Origin of the sequence: Actinosynnema sp. NPDC091369, from assembly GCF_044757065.1 — a bacterium.
Lineage (GTDB): Bacteria > Actinomycetota > Actinomycetes > Mycobacteriales > Pseudonocardiaceae > Actinosynnema.
Genome location: NZ_JBIVUG010000012.1, coordinates 188979 through 210066 on the forward strand (window position 1 = coordinate 188979; position 21088 = coordinate 210066).

Consider the following 21088-nt stretch of genomic DNA (forward strand, 5'->3'; position numbering starts at 1 on the left):
AACGTGAGGTGAATTCGGGGTGGATACCCACGTTCGGTGGCACCAGTTGGGCGATTCGAGTGGCCGCCGTCCCTCTTTACGGTCAGCAACCCTTAATACGACGGGAGGAACGCCGATAGGGGCAGTTGCTCGACAAACCGTTCCGAGAAAGGAGCTCCATGCGTGTCCGAATGACGCGTCGCGCCGCGGCCGCCGGACTGGCCGCCGTCGCCGCGCTGGTCGTGGGCGCCGCGCCCGCCTCGGCGGCGCCGGGGGACGCCTCGGCCCACGGCGCCCGGCTCGACCTGGCGCCACTGGGTCGGGACGCGGTCTCGGCGGGCCCCTTCGCCGCCGCCACCGCGAACGGCCCCACGACCGGCACGTTCGCGACCGTCGACCTGCCGACCGTGCTGCGCACCGGCGTGCTCAACGCCTCCGCCTCGCGCGACGAGAAGACCGGCGGCGTCGGCTCCTGGGCGAGCACCGCCGACGTCCGCCTCGACCTGCTCGCGGAGGTCACCGGCGGCCTGTCCGCCGAACTGGTCGAAGCCGAGTGCGCGGCCACCCAGAAGGGCGTGGTGGGCAAGGCGACGCTCGCCGGGCTCGACCTCGGCCGGCTCGGCGAGGTCGGCGCCGAACCCGCGCCCGACACCTCGATCGACGTCGACCTGCTCGGCGCGCACGTCGCCGAGGTCGTGCTCAACGAGCAGGTCCGCAACCCCGACGGCAGCCTCACCGTCAACGCCCTGCACGTCAGGCTGCTCGGCGGCCCGCTCGGCACGGGCGACCTGGTCGTCTCGTCCGCCACCTGCGGCCCGGCGGGCCTGCCCATCCCGATGGCGTCCGGTGCGGGCCTGTGGATCGGGCTCGGGCTGCTCGCCCTGTTCGGCGTGCCCGTCGGCGCTTCGGCGCTGCGCCGCCGGCACGACCTCGCGGCGGTCTGAGCCGTGTACAAGGTCCCCGGCAGCGGTGTCGCGGTCGGCACGGGAGTCGGCTCGTTGGCGGCCACCGGCGCAGGGGTCGCGTGGTGGGTGGTGGCCGGTGCGGTGCTCCTGGTGGCCGGCCTGCTGCTCACCCGCGCGTCCCGCAGGCGACGAGCGACAGCCGACGAGTAGCGCGCGTGCGCCCCGGCCGCGCGCCCACCCCCAGTCGCGCCGCCGGGGCGCCGCACCCCCACCCCCCTGATCCCACTCGAACCACAGCCAAGGGAGCGAAGGTGAAGGAAGTCGTGCTGCTCGCGGGCACCCGGCCCGAAGCGGTGAAGATCGCGCCGGTGGCGCTGGCGCTGGGCGACCACCCGGTGCTCCGGCCCGTGATCGTCCACAGCGGACAGCACAACGGCATGGTCGAGCAGGCGCTGCGCTCGTTCGGCCTGCACGTGGACGTCGAGCTTGACGTGCCGCGCGCCACCGGCGGCCAGGCCGAGCTGCTGGCCCGCCTGGTCGCCGAGTTCGACCGGCTGCTCGACCGGCGCGACCCGGCCGTCGTCCTGGTCCAGGGCGACACGACCACGGCGCTGGCGGGCGCGCTGGCCGCGTTCTGGCGCGGCATCCCGGTCGCCCACCTCGAAGCCGGCCTGCGTACCGGCGACCTCGCCGGGCCGTTCCCCGAAGAGGGGACCCGGCAGATGATCGCCCGGATCTCCACCCTGCACCTCGCGCCCACCGACGACGCGGCGGCGGCGCTGATCCGCGAGGGCATGGCCGACCGGCGGATCGTGGTCACCGGCAACACCGTGGTCGACGCCGTGCAGCGGGTCGCCGCCGCCGACCTGCCCGCTCGCGACCCCGAGCTGGCCCGGCTGGAACGCGTGCTCGACGCGGGCTCCGAACGCCTGGTCCTGGTGACGGTGCACCGGCGCGAGTCGTGGGGCGTGCCGCTGGCCCGCGTGCTGCACGCGGTGCGCGCGATCGCCGACCGGCACCCCGACGTGCGCGTGCTGCTGCCCGTGCACCCGAACCCGCGGGTGCACGCGGCGGCGCGGAACCTGCTCGGCGGGCACGAGCGGATCTCGGTAACCGAGCCGCTGGACTACTCGGACATGGTGCGCGCGCTGCGCAGGTCCGCGCTGGTGCTCACCGACTCCGGCGGCATCCAGGAGGAAGCGCCCACGTTCGGCGTGCCGGTGCTCGTGCTGCGCGACACGACCGAGCGGGTGTCCGCGGTGGACGCGGGCTGCGCGTGGCTGGTCGGCACCGACCCGATCCGGATCGTCGCCGAGGCGGGCTGGGTGCTCGGCGCGCGGCTGCGGCTGCCGCTGGGGCGCAACCCGTTCGGCGACGGCCGCGCGGCGTCCCGGGTGCGCGGCGCGCTGGAGCGGCTCGTCGGCCTGCCGAACGACTTCGCGACCGCGCCGTTGCCCGTGCGCATCCCCTGCTGACCGCGGTTCGTCACCCGTTCAGGTATCGGTTTTTCCCCTTGCGGGTGATGTGCGCGCGAGATCGTCGGCTGCGGTCCGCTCGGGCTCGATAGTCCTCACGACCGTGAATAGCGAAAGGGCGACACGATGATGCAGTTCGGAGTGCGCCGGGCCGGCGCAGTGACCGCGGCGCTGGTACTCGGCCTGGTCGCCGCGCCACCGGCGTGGGCGGCGAACCCGGCGGGGGTGGCGTCCGTCGGCTCCGCCGAGTTCACCAAGGGCGGCACGCGGGTCAGCGTCCCGCCGCTGGCGCCGTGCGCGGTGGACGGCACGACGTCGAACTCGTCCGAGGCGGTGAGCCGCACGGGCGTCCGGTTCGGCGCGGGCACGTCGTCGTGCACCACGGCGGTCGTGAACCCGGACAACGGCACGACCAAGTCGACGTCCGAGGCGGTCGGCACCGAGTTCGAGCTGTCCGCCCTCGTGTCGGCGGGCGGGCCCCGGCTGCGCGTGGCGCGGTGGAAGGTGACGTGCACGGGCACCGAGTCCGGCACGAGCGCGGGCTGGGCGGCGGACGGCCTGTACGGCTTCCCGGGCCTGCCCGAGCAGATCCCGACCAACTACGTGCACGAGGTGAAGGCGGGCGACGGCACGGTGCTGGCCACCGCGACGTTCGGCGAGACGGTGCTGCCCGACCCTAACGACGGCAGCATCGCGATGAACCTGCTCCACCTGCGCTTCACCGGGGCCTCCACCGTCACCGGCGACGTCGTCCTCGGCTCCACCGCCTGCTCCCCAACCCCCTGACCCCCGAGAGTCGAACGCTCAGCGCCCGAGAGTCGAACGCTCAGCGCCCGAGAGTCCTACGTTCAGGACCCCTGAATTCAACGCTCAGGACCGCCGCCGGGCGACGTGAACGGAGAACTCGGGGGTCCTGAGCGTTCGACTCTCGAGACCTGGGCGTTCGACTCGCGGAGGTCAGGAGACGTGAGGGGTACCGGTCAGCGTCACGCCGGCCTCGCCCAGCCGCGCGAGCGCGCCGTCCACCGTCGACCGCGCCACGCCCGCCGTCAGGTCCAGCAGCACGGTCGTCGCGAACCCGGCCTCCGCCGCGTCCAACGCCGTCGCGCGCACGCAGTGGTCCGTGGCGATCCCCACCACGTCCACCTGCTCCACGCCCCGCGCCCGCAGCCAGTCCACCAGCCGCTCACCCGCGCCGGACGTGCCCTCGAACCCCGAGTACGCCGCCGCGTGCGCCCCCTTCGAGAACACCGCCTCCACCGCCGTCACGTCCAGCTCCGGGTGGAACGACGCACCGGCCGTCCCCGCCACGCAGTGCACCGGCCACGAGTCCACGAAGTCCGGCGTCTCGCTGAAGTGCGACCCCGGGTCCACGTGGTAGTCGCGCGTCGCCACGACGTGGTCGTACGACGCCGACGCGACGTGCGCCGAGATCGCCGCCGCCACGGCCGCCCCGCCCGCCACCGCCAACGACCCGCCCTCGCAGAAGTCGTTCTGCACGTCCACCACGATCAGCGCTTTGCCCATCACAAGCCTCACAGGAACGTCGTCGGGATCGCGGGCTCGCCGCGGGAGAGTTTCAGACCCTCCCACGGCACCGTCACCAGGGCAGCGCGCAGCCGCTCCCGGCTCTCCACCAGGGTGTCCACGCCGTCCACCCGTTGTCCAGCGCGGACCATCGGCACGGCGAGCAGCCGGTCGTGCGGACCCGTGGCCGGCGGCGCGTCGTGCGGGAACACGACCTCCTCCAACGCCGTCCCCGTCTCCTTGTGCCGCCGCAGCGCGCTCTTGCGCCCACCGCGCGACTCCTTGTGCGAGCTGCGCTTGGCCACCGGCCGCCCGTCCACCTCGACGAGCTTGTAGACCATGCCCGCGGTCGGCGCGCCGGACCCCGTGACCAGCGACGTGCCCACGCCGTACGCGTCCACCGGCTCGGCCCGCAGCATCGCGATCGAGTACTCGTCCAGGTCGCCCGACACCACGATCCGGGTGTTCCGCGCCCCCAACGAGTCCAGCTGGTCCCGCGCCTGCCGGGCCAGCACGCCCAGGTCGCCGGAGTCGATCCGCACCGCGCCCAGCTCCGGCCCGGCGACCTCCACGGCGGTCTTGATGCCGTTCGTGATGTCGTAGGTGTCCACGAGGAGGGTCGTGTCCACGCCCAGCGCCTCGACCTGCGAGCGGAACGCCTCCTCCTCGGTGTCGTGCAGCAGGGTGAACGCGTGCGCGCACGTCCCGGCCGTCGGGATGCCGTGCCGCCGCGCCGCCTCCAGGTTCGACGTCGCGGTGAACCCGGCCAGGTACGCCGCCCGCGCCGCCGCGACCGCCGCTTCCTCGTGGGTGCGCCGCGACCCCATCTCGATCATCCGCCGCCCGTTGGCCGCGCCGACCATCCGCGCCGCGGCGGACGCGATGGCGCTGTCGTGGTTCAGGATCGACAGCGCCAGCGTCTCCAGCACCACGCCCACGCCGAACGGCGCCCGCACGGACAGGATCGGCGAGCCCGGGAAGTACAGCTCGCCCTCGGGGTAGCCGTCCACGTCCCCGGTGAACCGGTAGCCGGCCAGCCACTCCAGGGTCGCCCGGTCCACCACGTTCGTGCGTTCCAGCAGCTCCAGGTCACTCTCGGTGAACGTGAAGTCGGTGATCGCGTCGAGCAGCCTGCCCGTGCCCGCGACCACCCCGTACCGCCTGCCCTCCGGCAACCGCCGGGCGAAGACCTCGAAGACGCACGGCCGGTCGGCGGTGCCGTCGCGCAGCGCCGCGGCCAGCATCGTCAACTCGTAGTGGTCGGTGAACAGCGACGTCGACATGGGGCGAAGCCTAAGCGGTCGGAACCGGAGGCCCTGCGGGCTCCACCGCGCAGCGGAACATGACACCATTGGCGGTATGACCACGCCCGTCGAGCATGAGCGGACGCAGGTTGACCCGGCCGGCGAGGAGGTCCGCGCGGAGGACCGCCCGTGGCAGACCCTGGTCTGGAACGACCCGGTGAACCTGATGTCCTACGTGACGTACGTGTTCCAGAAGCTGTTCGGCTACAGCCGCGACCACGCGACCAAGCTGATGCTGGACGTGCACCACAAGGGCAGGGCGATCGTGTCGTCGGGGACCAAGGACAAGGTGGAGGCCGACGTGGCCAAGCTGCACGCGGCCGGGCTCTGGGCGACCATGCAGCGTTCGTCGTGAAGAAGTGGACACGCGCCGGCGACCAGGTGCTCGGCCGGTTCGACCGGCAGGAAGCCGCCGTGGTGCGCGGCCTGGTGAGCCAGATCCAGGACATGCTGCTGGCACGGGCCGAGGAGGCGCCGCAGGACGAGCTGGCGGAGCTGACCGGCATCCGCACCGGCCCGTCCACGCCGCCGGACGACCCGATCCTGGGTCGGCTGCTGCCCGACTTCCACCGGCTCGACCCCGACGCGCCCGACCCGGCGGAGGTCGACTCGGCGAACGCGCTGCGGTCGTTGCACGAGCCCGAGCTGCTGGACCTCAAGACCGGGGTGGCGGCCGTGGTGCTCCAGACGTGCCCGCCCGACGGCGGTGAGGTGCGGCTGGCGCTGGAGCAGGCCGAGGCGTGGCTGTCGGCGTTGAACGACGTGCGGCTGGCGCTGGGGACGGCGTTGGACGTGCAGGAGGACATGCCGGACGAGCTGCCGCCGGACGACCCGCGCTCGCCGCACCTGGGCGTGTACCACTGGTTGACCTGGGTGCAGGAGACGCTGGTCGAAGCGGTCATGAACTGATGCTGGTCGGGCGCGCGCCGGGGGCGGCGGTGCTGCTGACGCCCGCGGGCGCGGTGGCCGGGGTCGACGTCCGGGGCGCGCCGGTCGGCACGCGCGAGCTGGACCTGCTGGACCCGTCGACGCTGGTGCGGCGGGTGCACGCGGTGGTGCTGGGCGGGCCGCCGGTGGTGGACGGGGTCGTGCGGTGGCTGGCCGAGCGCGGTCACGGCTTCCCGGTCGGCACCCGGCCGTTCGAAGTGGTCCCGATCGTGCCCGCCGCCGAGCCCCTGGGCCTGCCCCCGGCCGACGGCTACGCGGTGTGCGGCTCCGCCGTGCCGCTCGACGTGCCCGCTCTGGCCCTCGTCGGATCGACGGCCGTGGGGCTGGTCGTGGTGGACGCCGACCTGGACCCGGCGGAATGCCGAAGGGTCGCGATGTCCGCCCACGACGCCTTCGCCCGCTCCGGCGTGACCGTGCCCGCCACCGTCTTCGCCGTGGCCACCGGCACCCCCACCGACACCCCGCTGTCCACCCTCTGCACCACCGCCACCAACGCCCTGCACCACGCGAGTCGAACGCTCAGCGCCCGAGTGTCGAACGCTCAGGTACCGCGAGTTCGACACTCAGGCTGAGCCGACCGCGGAACTCGCGGGTCCCGAACGTGGAACTCACGGGTCCCGAAGGTTCGACTCACGGGTCCTGAGTGTTCGACTCACGGGTCCTGGAGGTTCGACACGCGGGTCCTGAGTGTTCGACTCGCGCGTGAGTCCTGCGTTCGGAACGTCCGAGTTCAACGCTCGCGAAGCGGGTAACCCGGCGGTATGGGTGGTGTGCAGAAGGCGTTGAGGTGGGTTCGGACCAGCCCGGCGGTGGACAAGGCGGCCGGGGCGTTGGCGGAGGCGGTGCCCGCGGCGTTGCGGCGGCGGGAGGTGACCGACCTGCTCGGCACACGCGCGCTCGGGCGGCCGGTGCACCCGGCGGTCGTGGCGCTGCCGATCGGGCTGTACGCGGCGTCCGCGGCGCTGGACCTGATGCCGGGCAGCTCGAAGGCGGCACGGGCGATGATCGGGGCCGGGCTGGCCGTCGCACCCGCCGCGCTCGCCACCGAGCTCGCCGAGTACGGCACGCTGGACCAGGAGCAGCGGCGCACGGCGTTCGTGCAACTGGCGGCCAACGCGGCGGCGAACGTGTGCTACCTCACGTCCTTCCGCCTGCGCGGGCACGGCTTCGGCGTCGTGGCCAGGGCCGTCTCGGCCCTTGGACTCGCCGCCCTCGGCGCGGGTGGCCTGCTGGGCGTCCGTACGGCCGACACCAGGGCCCTCGGAGGCGTGCGCGAACCGGTGTAGTGCGAGTTCTCACACCCCGGGACACCTTCCCCCACCACGTAGGATGGAGGGGTGCTGGTGATTCGCCGTGACCTCGTCGACGCGATGGTGGCGCACGCCCGTCGCGACCACCCGGACGAGGCGTGCGGGATCATCGCGGGCCCGGAGGGCTCCGACCGCCCCGAGCGGTTCATCGAGATGGACAACGCCGAGCGCTCGCCGACGTTCTACCGCTTCGACTCGATGGAGCAGCTGCGCGTCCACCGCGAGATGAGCGCGAACGACGAGGAAACGATCGTCGTCTACCACTCGCACACGGCGACCGAGGCTTATCCGTCGCGCACGGACATCTCCTACGCGAGCGAACCGCAGGCGCACTACGTGCTCATCTCCACCCGGGACCCGGAGCAGCACGAGCTGCGCTCCTACCGGATCGTGGACGGCGTGGTGACCGAAGAGCCGGTCGAGGTCGTGGAGTCGTACATGTTCGCCCACACCGGCGCCGACGACACCCCCGACTGTCCCTGAGCCCTCCAGGTGCGCGCTCGCGCACCACTCGTGGCACCACTCTCACCAAACCCGGCTCCTCGGAGGTACCAGCATGGCCGTCACCGTCTCCATCCCCACGATCCTGCGCACCCACACCGGTGGGCAGAAGTCCGTCGAGGCCGCGGGCGCGACGCTCGCGGAGGTCATCGACGACCTGGAGACCAACCACGGTGGCCTGAAGCAGCGCCTGGTCAAGGAGGGCGCGCTCCACCGGTTCGTCAACGTCTACGTCAACGACGAGGACGTGCGGTTCGCGGGCGGCCTGGAGGCCGCGGTCAAGGACGGCGACACCGTGACGATCCTCCCGGCCGTCGCGGGCGGCTGACCCACCCCAAAAGGATCCACTTCGGAGGATCCACCTCGGAGGACGCATCGTGGCCCGGTACGAGTCACTGCTCGACGCGGTCGGCGGCACGCCCCTGGTGGGGCTGCCCCGGCTGTCGCCGTCGAAGGACGTGCGGTTGTGGGCGAAGCTGGAGGACCGCAACCCGACCGGTTCGATCAAGGACCGGCCGGTCCTGATGATGATCGAGGAGGCCGAGCGGACCGGGGTGCTCACGCCGGGCTGCACGATCCTCGAACCGACGTCGGGCAACACCGGCATCGCCCTGGCCATGGCCGCCAAGCTCAAGGGCTACGGCCTGGTGTGCGTGATGCCGGAGAACACCTCCGCCGAGCGCAAGCAGCTGCTGCAGGCTTACGGCGCGCGGATCGTGTTCTCGCCCGCGGCGGGCGGCTCGAACCAGGCCGTGGCGCTGGCCAAGGAGCTCTCCGCGCAGAACCCGGACTGGGTGATGCTCTACCAGTACGGCAACCCGGCGAACCCCGGTGCGCACTACCACGGCACCGGGCCGGAGATCCTCAAGGACCTGCCGACGATCACGCACTTCGTCGCGGGCCTGGGCACCACGGGCACGCTGGTCGGTGTCGGCCGCTACCTGCGCGAGCACAAGCCGGACGTGCAGGTCATCGCGGCCGAGCCGCGGTACGGCGAGCTGGTCTACGGGCTGCGCAACCTCGACGAGGGCTTCGTGCCCGAGCTGTACGACGCCGAGGTGCTGACCGGCCGCTACTCGGTCGGCTCCTACGACGCGCTGCGCCGGACCCGGCAGCTGCTGGAGGTGGAGGGCATCTTCGCGGGCATCTCCACCGGCGCGATCCTGCACGCGGCACTGGCCGCGGCGGAGAAGGCGGCGGCCCGCGGCGAGTCCGCGGACGTGGCGTTCGTGGTCGCGGACGCGGGGTGGAAGTACCTGTCGACCGGCGCGTACGCGGGCACGTTGGACGAGGCCGCGGCGCGGCTGGACGGTCACCTCTGGGCTTGAGGCCCGAGAAGGGAGAAGGGCCCCGCGGGCATGTGCGGGGCCCTTCTCGTTTCAGCCGATCGTGCACGCGACGCCGTTGAGCGTGAACGAGGTCGGCTTGTCGGTGTTGCCGCTGTGGGTGGCCTGGAACCCGATGCCGACGGACGCGCCCGCGGCGAGCGCGCCGTTGTAGGACGCGTTGCGGGCCGTGACGGCGCCGCTGGTGGGGGAGTAGGTGGCGTTCCACCCGCTGGTGATGGTCTGCCCGCCGGGCAGGGTGAACGCGAGCTGCCAGCCGTTGATCGCGCTGGTGGAGGTGTTGGCGATGGTGATGCTCGCGGTCAGGCCGGTGTTCCAGCTGTTGACGCCGTAGGTGACCTTGCAGCCGCCGGGCGGCGGCGTGGTCGTGGTCGTCGTCGTGGTGGTCGTGGTCGTCGAGGTGGTGGTAGTGGTGCTGGTGGTCGTGGTCGTCGTGGTCGTGGTGTCGCCGGGCTTGTCCAGGCCGAAGAACTGGATCGCGCGCAACGCCATGCCCGCGCCCATCAGGTTGTGGCCGGTGCCCTGCATGGAGATGGCCTCGACCTTGTCGCCGTAACGGGTGCGCGTCCAGCCGGACTGCGGGCTGTCGGTGGACGTCGGCGTGGTCGACAGGCCGTGGACGTTGGTCCACTGGTCGATCGTCTCGCCGAAGTTCGGGTACCGCAGCGTGTCGTCGGCGGTGCCGTGCCAGATCTGCACGCGCGGACGCGCGCCGCTGTAGCCGGGGTACATGCCGCGGGCGGTGTTGCCCCACTCCTGTGGCGTGCGCAGGACCTGGCCGTTGGCGCAGGCGCTGTTCCAGCCGGAGCCGTCGGTGGTGGCGAAGCACCCGGCGGGCACGCCCGCGAACGCCGCGCCGGCGGCGAACACGTCCGGGTAGTCGGCCAGCATGACGTTCGTGGTCATCGCGCCGGACGAGACGCCGGTGACGAACACCCGGCCGGTGTCGCCGTTGTAGCGCTGGAGCACGTACCGGACCATCGACATCAGGCCGACCGGGTCGCTGCCGCCGTCGCGCCGCAGCGCCTGCGGGCTCGACACGTCGAAGCACTGGCCGCTGCGGGTGGCCGACGGGTAGATCACGATGAACCCGTACTGGTCGGCCAACCGGGCGAAGTCCGTGCCCGAGTAGAACGCCGGTCCGGTGCCGGTGCAGTAGTGCACGGCCAGCAGCACGCCCGGCCGGGCCTGGACCCGGTCCGGCACGTACAGGTGCATGCGCAGGTTGCTGGGGTTCGTGCCGAAGCCGGTGACCTCGGTCAACGTGGCGGCCGACGCCGGCGGTGCGGCGACCAGCGCCAGCACGAAGGCCGCCGCGGCGGCCAGCGCGGTCACGATCGCGCCGAGGGCCTTCACGGCGCCACCGCCCGTCCGGTGTTGTCGATGCGGCCGGGGCACAGGCCCTTGGCCGCGAGGCCCTGCACGATCCGCGGCACGGCGTTGACCGTGTTCTGGTAGCTCGCGTGCATGAGCACGATGCCGCCGGCGCTCGCACCGGTCGCAGCCCGCACGATCGCGTCGGTGGACGCGCCGTTCCAGTCCTGCGAGTCGACCGACCAGATGACCTGGGTCAGGCCGAGCCGGCGCGCCTCGGTCTGCACGGTCGAGTTCGTCGCGCCGTAGGGCGGGCGGAACAGGGTCGGTGTCTGGCCGGTGGCGTTGCGGATCGCGTTCTGCGTGTCGCCGAGCTCCTTGGCCACCGCGGCGGCGCTGAGGTTCGTCAGGTACGGGTGCGACCACGAGTGGTTGCCGATCCACATGCCGGCCTGCGCGGCCTCGCGGGTCAGCTGCGGTTGCTGCTGCACGCGCGAGCCGAGGTCGAAGAACGTGGCCCGCGCGCCCGCCGAGCGCAGCGCGCTGATCAGGGGACGGGTGAACTGCGCGTTCGGGCCGTCGTCGTAGGTCAGCGCGACGTAGCCGTTGCACGCCAGCGCGACCGGCCCGGCTTTCGGGGCGGGCGCGGCGCCCGCGGCGTTCGAGGACATCAGCGGCGCGGCCACCAGCAGCACCACGGCCAGAAGGGTTCTCAAGACCATTCCCTCCTCCTTGAGGATCACGGCGTGAGTTGTCGTCACTATGTGTCGCGGAGCGGTCGCGGACAACGAGTTTCGTGAATGTTGCGAGTCTCAAATGGCGTGATGAGCTGCGGCAACGCGCAATGCACCCGTTTGGTCGCGTCCGTGGAGACCGGAAACTTTCGGGCAACCGCGCCACGACCGTGTCGAATACTGTCCGGCAGCCTTACAGCCTCATTCTCCGGACGGGACCGCCGGCCCGATTTCGGTACCGGTGGTAAATGCGGCGTTACCGTCTGCCCTTCGGAAAGCCGCAGGCTTCGACAGCTCGCTCACCTCGGTTGATGCATTCGAGTGAACCTGTGCGGCGGTCTATTGCAAACAGTGGAACGGGTGGTGTTCCCGCATTTTTCGGATCGGCCGGGCTGCTATCGTTTCGCCCATGCAATTGACGGTGCTCGGGTGTTCGGGCAGCGCGCCGGGGCCCGGTTTGCCGACCTCCGGGTACCTGGTGGAGGCGGGTGGCGCGCGGATCGTGCTGGAGCTGGGCAGCGGTGTGTTCGGCCCGCTCACGCGGCTGTGCGACCCGTTCGACCTCGACGCCGTGCTGCTGTCGCACCTGCACCTCGACCACTGCGCGGACTTCGGCTCGCTCGCCGTCTACCGGCGCGAGCACCCCGAGCCGCCCTACGACGTCACCGAACGCCGGTTGCCGGTGCTCGCCCCGGCGCACGCCCCGTCCCGGCTGGCCAACGCGCACGCCGCGAGCCGCGCCGAGCTGGCGACCACGGACCTGACCGAGACGTTCGACTTCGTGCCCCTCGCGCCCGGTCACTACGCGGTGGGCCCGGTGGACGTCGAGGTGGCCGCCATGCGGCACATCTGCGAGGCGTACGGGTTCCGCATCTCGCACGGGGGCGTGTCGCTGGTGTTCACCGGCGACACGGTGCCGTGCCCGGAGCTGGTGCGGCTGGCCGAGGGCGCGGACCTGCTGCTGGCCGACGCGGCGTGGCGCGCCCAGGCGGGCCGGGCCAACTACCTGCACATGAGCGGCCGGGAGGCGGGCGAGGTGGCCAGGTCGGCCGGCGTCGGCCGGCTCGTGCTGACCCACGTGCTGCCATGGTCGGACCGCGACGGCGTGCTGCGCGACGCGACCGAGGCGTTCCCCGGTCCGGTCACCCTGGCCACCCCCGGCGCGACGTACGCGATCTAGCCCGCGAACGCGGTGGAGGGCAGGCCCTCGCCGACACCCGGCAGCACCAGGACCGACCCCGCCAGCTCGCTCGACGCGCCCTCGCCCAACCCGACCCGCGCGGTCGTCACGTACAGGTCGGTGAAGTCCGCGCCACCGAAGCAGCACGCCGTCGGCTGGCCCACCGGCAGCTCGATCTCGCGGTCCAGCGCGCCGTCCGGCGTGTACCGGTGCACCGCCGCGCCGCCCCACAGCGCGACCCAGATCGCGCCGGACGCGTCCACGGTGAGGCCGTCGGGCAGCCCGCGCGGCACGTCGGCCAGCGGACGCCGGTTCGTCGCCTCGCCGGTCTCGCGGTCGTAGTCGAGCACGTCGATCCGCCGCTCCGCCGAGTCGACGTAGTACATGAGCGTGCTGTCCGGGCTCCAGCCGATGCCGTTGCTGACGCTCACCTTGTCCAGCACGACCTTGGCGTCACCGCCGGGCTCCACGCGGGCCAGCCAGCCGCCCGGGTCCTCGTCGTACCGCATCGTGCCCGCCCACAGCCGGCCCGCCGGGTCCACCGCGGCGTCGTTGCCCCGCACGCCGTCGCGGGCCCAGTAGACGAGCCACGTCTTGACCCCGTCCCGGTCGATCAACGCGACACCGTCGCGCAGGTTCAGCACCAGGCCGCCCCTGGACCGCGGCTTGGCCGCGCCCACGTGCTGCGGTACTTCGAGGACGGCGTCGTCGTCGCGTGACGGGTTGTACCGGTGCACCTCGCTGCCGAGGACGTCCACCCAGAGCAGCGTTCCGCTGGCGTGGTCCCACGTGGGGGCCTCACCCAGTTCCGCTTCGGCCCGCACCGCCACTTCGATCGACACCGGCACAGCCTACGGCGACGCCCCGCGGCCCACGGTGAAGACGCGGAAGTCCGCCGCTGAACACCTGTTCCCCGCGTAGCCTGGTGACGTGGACCCCACCGGCCCCTTCCCGTCGCCGACGCCCGACCCGGTGACCGCCGCGCCGAAACCGGCCAAGCCGTTGGCCAAGCGCGTCGTGCCGCCGCGGCCCGTGCTGTCGGCCGTGGTCGTGCTCGGCTTCGTCGGCTTGCTCTACGTGGTCGAGGCGATCGACACCGTGCTGGGCGGCCGGCTCGACGACGACGGCGTGATCCCGCGTGATTTCAGCGAGTGGGACAACATCCTGTGGTTCCCCCTGCTGCACGGCGACTGGACCCACCTGACCGGCAACGCCGTGCCGCTGCTCGTGCTGTCCTACCTGGCGACCTCCGGCGGGATCAAGCAGTTCCTCCAGGTCACCGCGGTCATCTGGTTGACCAGCGGCCTCGGCGTGTGGCTGTTCGGCTCCTACGGCAGCCACATCGGCGCGTCCGGCCTGGTGTTCGGCTTCCTGGTGTTCCTGCTGGTGCGCGGCGTCTTCGCGCGCAGCGTGCTCCAGATCGTGGTGGCCGTGGTGGTCTTCGCGCTCTACGGCGCGGCGCTGTGGGGCGTGCTGCCCGGTCAGCCTGGCATCTCCTGGGAGGGCCACCTGTTCGGTGCGCTCGGCGGCGTGCTCGCGGCCTGGGGCGTCGCCCGGGATGCCAGGAAGAGCGCCGCGACTACGCTGAACGCGTGACCGTCACCGCGGATTCGCCCATCGCGATCTTCGACTCCGGCGTCGGCGGGCTGACCGTCGCGCGGGCGATCATGGACCAGCTGCCGGCCGAGCGGATCCGCTACGTGGGCGACACGGTCAACTGCCCGTACGGCCCGCTGCCGATCGCGCAGGCGCGCAAGTTCGCGCTGGAGGTGATGGACCGGCAGGTCGCCGACGGCGCGAAGCTGCTCGTCATCGCGTGCAACACGGCGTCCGCGGCGTGCCTGCGGGACGCGCGCGAGCGCTACGACATCCCGGTGATCGAGGTCGTGCTGCCCGCCGTGCGCCGTGCGGTCGCCACCACCCGGACCGGCCGCGTCGGCGTCATCGGCACGGTGGGCACGGTTGCGTCCGGCGCGTACCAGGACGCGTTCGCCGCCGCACGGGACATCGAGGTCACCGCCGTCGCGTGCCCGAGGTTCGTGGACTTCGTGGAGCGCGGCACGACCTCCGGCCGCCAGGTCCTCGGCCTGGCCCAGGCGTACCTGGAGCCGTTGCAGCGGGCCGAGGTCGACACGCTGGTCCTCGGTTGCACGCACTACCCGCTGCTGACCGGCGTGCTCCAGATCGTCATGGGCGACGGCGTGACGCTGGTCTCCAGCGCGGAGGAGACCGTGAAGGACGTCGTGCGGGTGCTGACCGAGCACGACCTGTTCCGCGCCGGCGAGCCCGACCAGCGGTTCAGCTGCACGGGACCGGTGGAGCCGTTCACCCGGTTGGCGCACCGATTCCTGCCCGGGTTGGAAAGGGCGACCTTCCAAGCCCACGGCTGACCTGGCACGCTCCGTGGGTGCTGTTGACCATCCTCGGCTGCTCGGGCAGCCTGCCGGGACCGCACGGACCCGCATCCGGCTACCTCGTCGAGGCGGAGGGCTGCCGGCTCGCGATCGAACTGGGCAGCGGTGTGCTGGCGGAGCTGCAGGCGCGTCACGACGCGTTCTCGCTGGACGCCCTGCTGTTCTCCCACCTGCACCCGGACCACTGCGCCGACTTCACCACCCTGGCCGTCATCCGCCGCTACCACACCCACCCGCCGTACGACACCCGTGAACGCCGGCTGCCCGTGCACGGGCCCGCCGAGACCGCCGACCGGTTCGCCCGCGCGTACGCGGAGACCGCCGACGAACTGCTCACCACCGACCTGGGCGACGTGTTCGAGTTCCACACCCTGACCGGGGGCGCGGTGACGCGCATCGGGCCGTTCGAGATCACGGCGGTGCGGGTCGACCACCCGACCGAGGCGTACGGGTTCCGCATCGCGACCCGGACCGCGACGTTGGCCTACACCGGCGACACCGGGCCGTGCGCGGCGCTGCTCGACCTGGCGCGCGACGCGGACGTGCTGCTGTCCGAGGCGACGTGGACGCACGCCGAGGACCGGCCGCCCGGCACGCACCTGTCGGGCGTGCAGGCGGGGCGGGTGGCGGCGGAGGCGGGCGTCGGGCGGCTCCTGCTCACGCACATCGCGCCGTGGACCGACCGCGACGCCGTGCTGGCCGAGGCGCGGGGCGAGTTCGCCGGGCCGGTGGAGGTGGTCGCACAGGGCGACACCTACGCGGTTGACGGGTCGAAGGTCCGGGTAATCGGCGGCCATGGCAACTGATGTCGTCGAGCTGATCCTGGCCGACCACCGCAAGTTCGAGGAGCTGTTCCGCACGTTGCGCGACCGCGAGTCCGACCGCGCGATGGCGTTGAGCGAACTGGCGGCGCTGCTCGTCGCGCACGCCGAGGCCGAGGAGACCGAGGTGTACCCGGCGCTCAAGCGGTACAAGGAAGTCGACAACGACGAGGTCGACCACGGGGCGGAGGAGCACGCCGAGGGCCACCAGGCGCTGCTGGCGTTGATGGAGGTCGAGGACACGAGCTCCGAGGAGTGGGAGAGCAAGCTGGAGGAGCTGGTCCAGGCGCTCAACCACCACGTGGACGAGGAGGAGCGCACGATCCTCAACGACGCGCGGCAGGAGGTGTCCGACGAGCGGCGCGAGGAGCTGGGCCGGTTGTTCACCGAGATCCGGCAGAGCCGGCTGGACGACGACTGCGGCGACATCGGCTATGTGCGCAAGATCGCGGCAGCCACGGAGGACCGGATCGACTAACGTCGATGAGGTGTCGAACGTCGAGGTGCGCCGGGCCGGTCAGCACGATTTCGTGGCCACGAACGACCGGGGCGCCTCGGTGCGCGTCGGGCGCAAGGGGGCCGAGGGCGCGTTCACGCCCGTGGAGCTGCTGCTCGCGGCGGCGGCGGGCTGCGCGGCCGTGACGGCGGAGACGCTGATCACCCGCCGCGTGGACGGCGACCTGGTGGCCCGCGCGGACGACGTGCGCTCGGCGGACGGGCACTCGCTGACGAGCGTCCCGGTCGCCCTCGACTACGACGTCTCCCAGCTGGACGCCGCCCAGCGCGCCGCCCTCGAAGCCGCCGTCCTGCGCGCCATCGACCAGTTGTGCACCGTGACGCGGACGCTGAAGGCCGCGCCGCCGACCCCGCTGACGCTGCCGGGCTGACGGCTCAGAGGAAGTTGACGAAGTCGTAGACGGCGGACGAGCCGCTGTGGCCGATGCGGATCGTCTGGACGATCGCGGCGGCGCCGGCGGCGACGACGAGCACGGCGACGACCAGGGAGATGCGCCGCCACGTCTTCGGCACGGCCTCGTCCTCGACGGCGGCGGCGCGTTCCCGGTCGGCCAGCCGGCCCGCGACGAGCATCGCCACCACGACCACGCCGAAGCCCAGCGCGAACGGCAGCAGGTCGTTGCCCAGGGCCTTGTGCCGCTCGATCAGCGGGTTGCCCAGCGTCGACATCTTGGCGTAGAGCTGGTCACCCGCCCACTGCGCCAGCGGCACCGAGCCGACGCCCAGCAGCGTCACGCCCAGCAGCGGCCAGGCGTACCGCTGCCGCCACCGCGGCACCACCGCCATCGCCGCCGCGCCCGCCGCGGCCAACGGGAGCAGCACCACCACCGCGTGGACCAGCAGCGGGTGCGCGGGGAGACCGAAGATCGTCACCAGGTCGTTCGCGAGTGCCATGCCTCTCCCTACGCCGGTGGGTCGCTCCCGGGTTCAGCGACATAGGGTAGTGCCGTGCTGAGGACCGATGGCAGGAACGACGACGTGCTGCGCGACATCCGGATCACCCGCGGCTTCCAGCAGTGGCCCGCGGGGTCGGTGCTGATCGAGTTCGGCAACACGCGGGTGTTGTGCGCGGCCAGCGTGACCGAGGGCGTGCCGCGGTGGCGGTCCGGTTCGGGCCTCGGCTGGGTGACCGCCGAGTACGCGATGCTCCCCTCCGCCACCCACACCCGCAGCGACCGCGAGTCGGTGAAGGGCCGGATCGGGGGACGCACGCACGAGATCAGCCGCCTGATCGGGCGATCGCTGCGCGCGTGCATCGACTTGGCCGCGCTGGGCGAGAACACGATCGTGATCGACTGCGACGTGATCCAGGCCGACGGCGGCACCCGCACCGCCGCCATCACCGGCGCGTACGTCGCCCTGGCCGACGCCGTCACCTACCTGGGTGCCGCCGGCCGCCTGGCCGACCCGCAGCCGCTCTCGTGCGCCGTGTCGGCGGTGTCGGTCGGCGTCGTGGACGGCCGCGTGCGCCTGGACCTGCCGTACGAGGAGGACTCGCGCGCCGAGGTCGACATGAACGTCGTCGCCACGGACGCCGGCACGTTGATCGAGGTGCAGGGCACGGGCGAGGGCGCGACGTTCGCCCGGTCGACGTTGGACAAGATGCTCGACCTGGCCCTGGAGGGCTGCGCGCAGCTCAACCGCATCCAGGCGGAGGCGCTGGCCCTGCCGTACCCCGGTGTGCTGCCCGAGCCGAAGGTGAAGAAGAAGTGAAGCTGCTGCTCGCGTCGCGCAACAAGAAGAAGCTCGGCGAACTGCGCCGCATCCTGCTGGCCGAGGGGCTGGCGGGCATCGAGGTCGTCGGCCTGGACGACGTGCCGGAGTTCCCGGAAGCCCCGGAGACCGATCCCACGTTCGAGGGCAACGCCCTGGCCAAGGCCCGTGACGCGTTCAACGCCACCGGCCTGCCGTCGGTCGCGGACGACTCCGGCATCGCCATCGACGCCCTGAACGGGATGCCGGGCGTCCTGTCCGCCCGTTGGTCCGGCCGGCACGGCGACGACCAGGCGAACCTGGACCTGGTGCTGGGCCAACTGCGCGACGTCCCGGACGAGCGCCGCGGAGCCGCCTTCGTCTGCACGGCCGCCTTCGTGGCCGGCCCCGACCGCGACACCGTCGTGCGCGGCGAGTGGCGCGGCACGATCACCCGCGAACCGGCCGGCGAGAACGGCTTCGGCTACGACCCGATCTTCCGCCCCGAAGGCCACGACGTGACGTCCGCCGAACTGACCCCGGACCAGAAGGACGCCCTCTCCCACCGCGGTCGCGCCCTGCGCCTGCTCCTCCCGCACCTGCGCGAGCTGGCTCAGTCGTAGTACCCGACCTCCACCCGGGAACGAGCACGTCCGGACCGACGTGCTCGTCTTCCCACCGGAGCCGGAGATCGAGCTCCCTACCCCTCATGCCTTCGGGTCGCGGCCACCGTGGTCACGGGTGATCAGGCAGGCAGTTCCCGCAGCAGCTTGGCCACGTGGCCGGTGGCGCGGACGTTGTAGAGGGCCTTCTTGACGTTGCCCTCGGGGTCGACCAGGAACGTCGAGCGGATCACGCCCATGACGGTCCTGCCGTAGTTCTGCTTCTCCCCGAACGCGCCCCACTCGGCCAGCACCTTGCGGTCGACGTCGGACAGCAGCGGGAAGTTCAGGCCCTCCGCGGCGGCGAACTCGGCCAGCTTCTCCGGCTTGTCCGGCGAGATGCCGACGACGTCGTAGCCCGACGACGCCAGGTCGCCGATGCTGTCGCGGAAGTCGCACGCCTGCTTCGTGCAGCCCGGCGTGCCCGCGGCCGGGTAGAAGTAGACGACCACGGAACGGCCGAGGTAGTCGGAAAGCGAGACGGGCTTGCCCTCGCTGTCGGGCAGCGTGAACGCCGGGGCCTTGTCGCCCGGGGACAGGCGCTTCTGCTCGGTCATGGCCCCAGACGCTACAAGGTCAGGCCACGCCCTCGAACGTCGCGCTCGGCTCCTGGTTGGCCCCGTTCGGCTCGACCACCAACTTCAGCCGCACGGGCTCGTCGGGCACGGCGAACGCCACCGTGAGCACGGTCTCCGCGCCGGGCGCCACCTCGGTGACCCCCGCGCCGACGCCGTTGAGCCCCTGCACGGAGTCGCGCACCTCGGCCACCGGCGCGCCGTCGACGAACGCCCGCAGCGACAGCTGGCTGGTGCGGTAGGCGGTCTTGGTGCCGTTGACCACGGTCAGGGTGAACACCGCCGTGCGCGGTGACTGCGGGAACGACGTGTCGCTCGGCTTGAGGGACGTGGGCGGCTGCACGGTGACAGCCATGCCGTTGCTCCACACGCGCTGCGTGCCGAACGCGGTGAACTCGGCCGACGACGGCGCGTCACCGCGCTGCTCGGCCACCGCGGACGGCCCGGGGGGCGTGGAAATGTCGGAGGGGTCCGCACATCCCGCCATTGCCAGGCCGAGGCACACGCCGACGGCCAGTCTGGCGAACTTCACGAACCTCCCCTTCCCGCCCCGGCGGTGGGCTTGACTGCGACTGCCACCACCATGACGGTGTCGGGGGGTGCTCGGTGGCCGAACCAGGCCCTTGATTCGCACCTGGTGCCTGCCTGTGGCCAAGCCGTGATGACGCGCGGCTGCCCGCGTGGGCGGCACCACACCTGGCGGGCGCCCATGCGGGTCGGCGGCCGAGCACCGGGCGAGCGGATCGCCCGGAAGTTGGGGAGCGCGTCGGGGGGCGTGCGCGCTCCACTACGATCATCGCGGCCCGTGGGGGAACCGCTACACCTCTACTTCAGTCTTCACCCTTTCGGACGAACCCTGGACGGGCGAACGTCCCGCGAGATCGGCCAGCAGCTCGTAAGACCGGAGCCGGTCGGACTGCTCGGCCACCATGGTGGTGACCATCAACTCGTCGGCCTTCGTGTCCTCCAGCAGCCGCCCCAGCTCCGCCTCGACCGTCCGCGGCGAGCCGATGACCTGCGAGGCGAGCCGGTCCTCGAAGATCAGCCGCTCCACGTCGGTGTACGGGTAGTCAGCAGCCTCCTGGGAGGTGGCCAGCGGGCCGGGCCGCCCGCTGCGCAGCTTGACGAACGCCAGCGCGCCCGGACCGGCGATCCACCGGGCCTGCTCGTCGGTGTCGGCCACCACCACCGAGGCGCAGACCAGCGCGTACGGCTCCGCCAGCCGTTCGGAGGGCCGGAACCGCTCGCGGTACAGGGCCAGCGCGGGCAGCGTGTTCTCCGCGCTGAAGTGGTGGGCGAACGCGAACGGCAGCCCGAGCAGGCCCGCGACCTGCGCGCTGTACCCGCTCGACCCGAGCAGGAACACGTCGGGCTTGTTGCCCTCGGCGGGCATCGCGTTGAGCTCCTCGGTGCCGTCGAAGTAGCCGGTCAGCTCGCTGAGCTGCTGCGGGAAGTCGTCCACCGACAGCGGGCCGGTGGTCCGGCGCAACGCGCGGGCGGTGCGCTGGTCCGTGCCGGGCGCGCGGCCGATGCCGAGGTCGATGCGGCCGGGGTGCAGGGCGGACAGCGTGCCGAACTGCTCGGCCACGACCAGCGGCGGGTGGTTGGGCAGCATCACGCCGCCCGAGCCGACGCGCAGCGTGGTGGTGGCGTCGGCGACGTGGCCGATGAGGATCGCGGGGGAGGAGCTGGCGACGCCGGGCATGTTGTGGTGCTCGGCCAGCCAGAACCGGGTGAAGCCGAGCCGTTCGACGTGCTGGGCCAGCTCACGGGTGTGCCGGAGCGCCGTGCGCGCGTCCGTCGCCGTGGTGACCGTGGCGAGGTCGAGGGCGGACAGCGGCACGTCGCGAAGTCGGCTCATGCCTTCGACCAACGCCGAAGACCT

At 72.4% G+C, this 21088-nt stretch carries 28 protein-coding genes; 19 read left to right on the forward strand and 9 right to left on the reverse strand.

Going from position 1 to position 21088, the window contains the following annotated elements:
* The first annotated feature begins 158 nt into the window (after positions 1 to 158).
* From ACIQMJ_RS33445 to ACIQMJ_RS33460, 4 genes are all read left to right on the forward strand, one after another.
* Positions 159 to 923 (forward strand): choice-of-anchor protein CoaP, encoded by a 765-nt coding sequence (locus tag ACIQMJ_RS33445; RefSeq protein ID WP_499764984.1) that lies wholly within the window; start codon positions 159 to 161, stop codon positions 921 to 923.
* Positions 924 to 926: 3 nt separating this feature from the next.
* Positions 927 to 1094, forward strand: coding sequence for an LAXTG motif-containing small protein (locus ACIQMJ_RS33450; RefSeq protein ID WP_499764985.1), 168 nt, complete (start codon positions 927 to 929; stop codon positions 1092 to 1094).
* Positions 1095 to 1195: 101 nt separating this feature from the next.
* Positions 1196 to 2359 (forward strand): non-hydrolyzing UDP-N-acetylglucosamine 2-epimerase, encoded by a 1164-nt coding sequence (gene wecB, locus ACIQMJ_RS33455; protein ID WP_499764986.1) that lies wholly within the window; start codon positions 1196 to 1198, stop codon positions 2357 to 2359.
* Positions 2360 to 2485: 126 nt separating this feature from the next.
* A complete protein-coding gene (locus tag ACIQMJ_RS33460) occupies positions 2486 to 3145 on the forward strand; it encodes a hypothetical protein (RefSeq protein WP_499764987.1) in 660 nt (219 codons plus the stop codon).
* A 171-nt stretch (positions 3146 to 3316) separates the two neighbouring features.
* Here the strand turns inward: ACIQMJ_RS33460 and ACIQMJ_RS33465 are convergent, their stop codons facing one another.
* Positions 3317 to 3886, reverse strand: a complete 570-nt coding sequence (locus ACIQMJ_RS33465; RefSeq protein WP_499764988.1) for an isochorismatase family protein — start codon at positions 3884 to 3886, stop codon at positions 3317 to 3319.
* 8 nt (positions 3887 to 3894) lie between these two features.
* The gene (locus ACIQMJ_RS33470; protein WP_499764989.1) at positions 3895 to 5169 is read right to left on the reverse strand and encodes a nicotinate phosphoribosyltransferase; all 1275 of its coding nucleotides are present in this window, start codon (positions 5167 to 5169) and stop codon (positions 3895 to 3897) included.
* A gap of 76 nt (positions 5170 to 5245) precedes the next feature.
* Between ACIQMJ_RS33470 and clpS the strand changes: the two genes are divergently transcribed.
* From clpS to ACIQMJ_RS33505, 7 genes are all read left to right on the forward strand, one after another.
* Positions 5246 to 5545, forward strand: a complete 300-nt coding sequence (clpS, locus tag ACIQMJ_RS33475; protein ID WP_141978832.1) for an ATP-dependent Clp protease adapter ClpS — start codon at positions 5246 to 5248, stop codon at positions 5543 to 5545.
* Positions 5542 to 6099: a DUF2017 domain-containing protein gene (locus tag ACIQMJ_RS33480; protein WP_499764990.1), complete on the forward strand. Its 558-nt coding sequence runs from the start codon at positions 5542 to 5544 to the stop codon at positions 6097 to 6099. The genes clpS and ACIQMJ_RS33480 overlap by 4 nt, the downstream gene beginning before the upstream one ends.
* A complete protein-coding gene (locus ACIQMJ_RS33485) occupies positions 6099 to 6710 on the forward strand; it encodes a peptidase S58, DmpA (protein ID WP_499764991.1) in 612 nt (203 codons plus the stop codon). Before ACIQMJ_RS33480 ends, ACIQMJ_RS33485 begins: the two co-directional genes overlap by 1 nt.
* 189 nt (positions 6711 to 6899) lie before the next feature.
* Entirely contained in the window at positions 6900 to 7424 is a 525-nt protein-coding gene (locus ACIQMJ_RS33490; protein ID WP_499764992.1) for a DUF2231 domain-containing protein, read from the forward strand.
* 51 nt (positions 7425 to 7475) lie between these two features.
* The gene (locus tag ACIQMJ_RS33495; RefSeq protein ID WP_387489313.1) at positions 7476 to 7931 is read left to right on the forward strand and encodes a M67 family metallopeptidase; all 456 of its coding nucleotides are present in this window, start codon (positions 7476 to 7478) and stop codon (positions 7929 to 7931) included.
* 73 nt (positions 7932 to 8004) lie between these two features.
* Entirely contained in the window at positions 8005 to 8277 is a 273-nt protein-coding gene (locus ACIQMJ_RS33500; protein WP_106615251.1) for a MoaD/ThiS family protein, read from the forward strand.
* A gap of 49 nt (positions 8278 to 8326) precedes the next feature.
* Positions 8327 to 9277 carry a PLP-dependent cysteine synthase family protein gene (locus ACIQMJ_RS33505; protein WP_499764993.1) on the forward strand — a complete coding sequence of 317 codons (951 nt, stop codon included), beginning with the start codon at positions 8327 to 8329 and terminating at the stop codon, positions 9275 to 9277.
* 51 nt (positions 9278 to 9328) lie between these two features.
* Here the strand turns inward: ACIQMJ_RS33505 and ACIQMJ_RS33510 are convergent, their stop codons facing one another.
* Both ACIQMJ_RS33510 and ACIQMJ_RS33515 read right to left on the reverse strand, forming a co-directional pair.
* Positions 9329 to 10651: an extracellular catalytic domain type 1 short-chain-length polyhydroxyalkanoate depolymerase gene (locus ACIQMJ_RS33510; protein ID WP_499764994.1), complete on the reverse strand. Its 1323-nt coding sequence runs from the start codon at positions 10649 to 10651 to the stop codon at positions 9329 to 9331.
* Positions 10648 to 11331: a polysaccharide deacetylase family protein gene (locus ACIQMJ_RS33515; RefSeq protein WP_499764995.1), complete on the reverse strand. Its 684-nt coding sequence runs from the start codon at positions 11329 to 11331 to the stop codon at positions 10648 to 10650. The genes ACIQMJ_RS33510 and ACIQMJ_RS33515 overlap by 4 nt, the downstream gene beginning before the upstream one ends.
* 421 nt (positions 11332 to 11752) lie before the next feature.
* On the opposite strand from ACIQMJ_RS33515, the gene ACIQMJ_RS33520 reads away from it, so the two are divergent.
* Positions 11753 to 12523 (forward strand): MBL fold metallo-hydrolase, encoded by a 771-nt coding sequence (locus tag ACIQMJ_RS33520; protein WP_499764996.1) that lies wholly within the window; start codon positions 11753 to 11755, stop codon positions 12521 to 12523.
* Here ACIQMJ_RS33520 and ACIQMJ_RS33525 read toward each other — a convergent pair.
* Complete coding sequence (locus ACIQMJ_RS33525; RefSeq protein WP_499764997.1) at positions 12520 to 13365, reverse strand: SMP-30/gluconolactonase/LRE family protein; 846 nt, start codon at positions 13363 to 13365, stop codon at positions 12520 to 12522. The two genes, ACIQMJ_RS33520 and ACIQMJ_RS33525, sit on opposite strands and share 4 nt — an antisense overlap.
* Before the next feature lie 130 nt (positions 13366 to 13495).
* Here ACIQMJ_RS33525 and ACIQMJ_RS33530 point away from each other — a divergent pair, with 130 nt between their 5' ends.
* The 5 genes from ACIQMJ_RS33530 to ACIQMJ_RS33550 are packed head-to-tail and all read left to right on the forward strand — an operon-like array spanning position 13496 to position 16645.
* On the forward strand, positions 13496 to 14119 hold the full coding sequence (locus tag ACIQMJ_RS33530; protein WP_499765019.1) for a rhomboid family intramembrane serine protease: 624 nt from the start codon (positions 13496 to 13498) through the stop codon (positions 14117 to 14119).
* Positions 14116 to 14913, forward strand: coding sequence for a glutamate racemase (gene murI, locus ACIQMJ_RS33535; protein WP_499764998.1), 798 nt, complete (start codon positions 14116 to 14118; stop codon positions 14911 to 14913). The genes ACIQMJ_RS33530 and murI overlap by 4 nt, the downstream gene beginning before the upstream one ends.
* Before the next feature lie 17 nt (positions 14914 to 14930).
* On the forward strand, positions 14931 to 15743 hold the full coding sequence (locus ACIQMJ_RS33540; protein ID WP_499764999.1) for an MBL fold metallo-hydrolase: 813 nt from the start codon (positions 14931 to 14933) through the stop codon (positions 15741 to 15743).
* Positions 15733 to 16236: a hemerythrin domain-containing protein gene (locus ACIQMJ_RS33545; protein WP_499765000.1), complete on the forward strand. Its 504-nt coding sequence runs from the start codon at positions 15733 to 15735 to the stop codon at positions 16234 to 16236. The genes ACIQMJ_RS33540 and ACIQMJ_RS33545 overlap by 11 nt, the downstream gene beginning before the upstream one ends.
* A 10-nt stretch (positions 16237 to 16246) precedes the next feature.
* Positions 16247 to 16645, forward strand: coding sequence for an OsmC family protein (locus ACIQMJ_RS33550; RefSeq protein ID WP_499765001.1), 399 nt, complete (start codon positions 16247 to 16249; stop codon positions 16643 to 16645).
* 4 nt (positions 16646 to 16649) lie between these two features.
* On the opposite strand, the gene ACIQMJ_RS33555 is transcribed toward ACIQMJ_RS33550, so the two are convergent.
* On the reverse strand, positions 16650 to 17168 hold the full coding sequence (locus ACIQMJ_RS33555) for a DUF2231 domain-containing protein (RefSeq protein WP_499765002.1): 519 nt from the start codon (positions 17166 to 17168) through the stop codon (positions 16650 to 16652).
* Positions 17169 to 17222: 54 nt separating this feature from the next.
* On the opposite strand from ACIQMJ_RS33555, the gene rph reads away from it, so the two are divergent.
* Complete coding sequence (rph, locus tag ACIQMJ_RS33560; protein ID WP_141978819.1) at positions 17223 to 17987, forward strand: ribonuclease PH; 765 nt, start codon at positions 17223 to 17225, stop codon at positions 17985 to 17987.
* Positions 17984 to 18589 carry an RdgB/HAM1 family non-canonical purine NTP pyrophosphatase gene (gene rdgB, locus ACIQMJ_RS33565; RefSeq protein WP_499765003.1) on the forward strand — a complete coding sequence of 202 codons (606 nt, stop codon included), beginning with the start codon at positions 17984 to 17986 and terminating at the stop codon, positions 18587 to 18589. Before rph ends, rdgB begins: the two co-directional genes overlap by 4 nt.
* A 122-nt stretch (positions 18590 to 18711) precedes the next feature.
* On the opposite strand, the gene bcp is transcribed toward rdgB, so the two are convergent.
* The 3 genes from bcp to ACIQMJ_RS33580 form a co-directional block, all read right to left on the reverse strand.
* A complete protein-coding gene (gene bcp / locus ACIQMJ_RS33570) occupies positions 18712 to 19185 on the reverse strand; it encodes a thioredoxin-dependent thiol peroxidase (protein ID WP_499765004.1) in 474 nt (157 codons plus the stop codon).
* A gap of 19 nt (positions 19186 to 19204) precedes the next feature.
* Positions 19205 to 19735 carry a hypothetical protein gene (locus ACIQMJ_RS33575; protein WP_499765005.1) on the reverse strand — a complete coding sequence of 177 codons (531 nt, stop codon included), beginning with the start codon at positions 19733 to 19735 and terminating at the stop codon, positions 19205 to 19207.
* A 285-nt stretch (positions 19736 to 20020) separates the two neighbouring features.
* Positions 20021 to 21064 carry an LLM class flavin-dependent oxidoreductase gene (locus tag ACIQMJ_RS33580; RefSeq protein WP_499765006.1) on the reverse strand — a complete coding sequence of 348 codons (1044 nt, stop codon included), beginning with the start codon at positions 21062 to 21064 and terminating at the stop codon, positions 20021 to 20023.
* Between the last annotated feature and the right edge of the window lie 24 nt (positions 21065 to 21088).

Excerpts from the sequence above, each read along its gene's own strand:
- ACIQMJ_RS33445 (WP_499764984.1), top strand. The coding sequence starts at position 159 with ATGCGTGTCCGAATGACGCGTCGCGCCGCGGCCGCCGGACTGGCCGCC.
- ACIQMJ_RS33460 (WP_499764987.1), top strand. The coding sequence starts at position 2,486 with ATGATGCAGTTCGGAGTGCGCCGGGCCGGCGCAGTGACCGCGGCGCTG.
- ACIQMJ_RS33465 (WP_499764988.1), bottom strand. The coding sequence starts at position 3,886 with ATGGGCAAAGCGCTGATCGTGGTGGACGTGCAGAACGACTTCTGCGAG.
- ACIQMJ_RS33470 (WP_499764989.1), bottom strand. The coding sequence starts at position 5,169 with ATGTCGACGTCGCTGTTCACCGACCACTACGAGTTGACGATGCTGGCC.
- clpS (WP_141978832.1), top strand. The coding sequence starts at position 5,246 with ATGACCACGCCCGTCGAGCATGAGCGGACGCAGGTTGACCCGGCCGGC.
- ACIQMJ_RS33485 (WP_499764991.1), top strand. The coding sequence starts at position 6,099 with ATGCTGGTCGGGCGCGCGCCGGGGGCGGCGGTGCTGCTGACGCCCGCG.
- ACIQMJ_RS33490 (WP_499764992.1), top strand. The coding sequence starts at position 6,900 with ATGGGTGGTGTGCAGAAGGCGTTGAGGTGGGTTCGGACCAGCCCGGCG.
- ACIQMJ_RS33500 (WP_106615251.1), top strand. The coding sequence starts at position 8,005 with ATGGCCGTCACCGTCTCCATCCCCACGATCCTGCGCACCCACACCGGT.
- ACIQMJ_RS33515 (WP_499764995.1), bottom strand. The coding sequence starts at position 11,331 with ATGGTCTTGAGAACCCTTCTGGCCGTGGTGCTGCTGGTGGCCGCGCCG.
- ACIQMJ_RS33520 (WP_499764996.1), top strand. The coding sequence starts at position 11,753 with ATGCAATTGACGGTGCTCGGGTGTTCGGGCAGCGCGCCGGGGCCCGGT.
- ACIQMJ_RS33545 (WP_499765000.1), top strand. The coding sequence starts at position 15,733 with ATGGCAACTGATGTCGTCGAGCTGATCCTGGCCGACCACCGCAAGTTC.
- ACIQMJ_RS33555 (WP_499765002.1), bottom strand. The coding sequence starts at position 17,168 with ATGGCACTCGCGAACGACCTGGTGACGATCTTCGGTCTCCCCGCGCAC.
- bcp (WP_499765004.1), bottom strand. The coding sequence starts at position 19,185 with ATGACCGAGCAGAAGCGCCTGTCCCCGGGCGACAAGGCCCCGGCGTTC.
- ACIQMJ_RS33580 (WP_499765006.1), bottom strand. The coding sequence starts at position 21,064 with ATGAGCCGACTTCGCGACGTGCCGCTGTCCGCCCTCGACCTCGCCACG.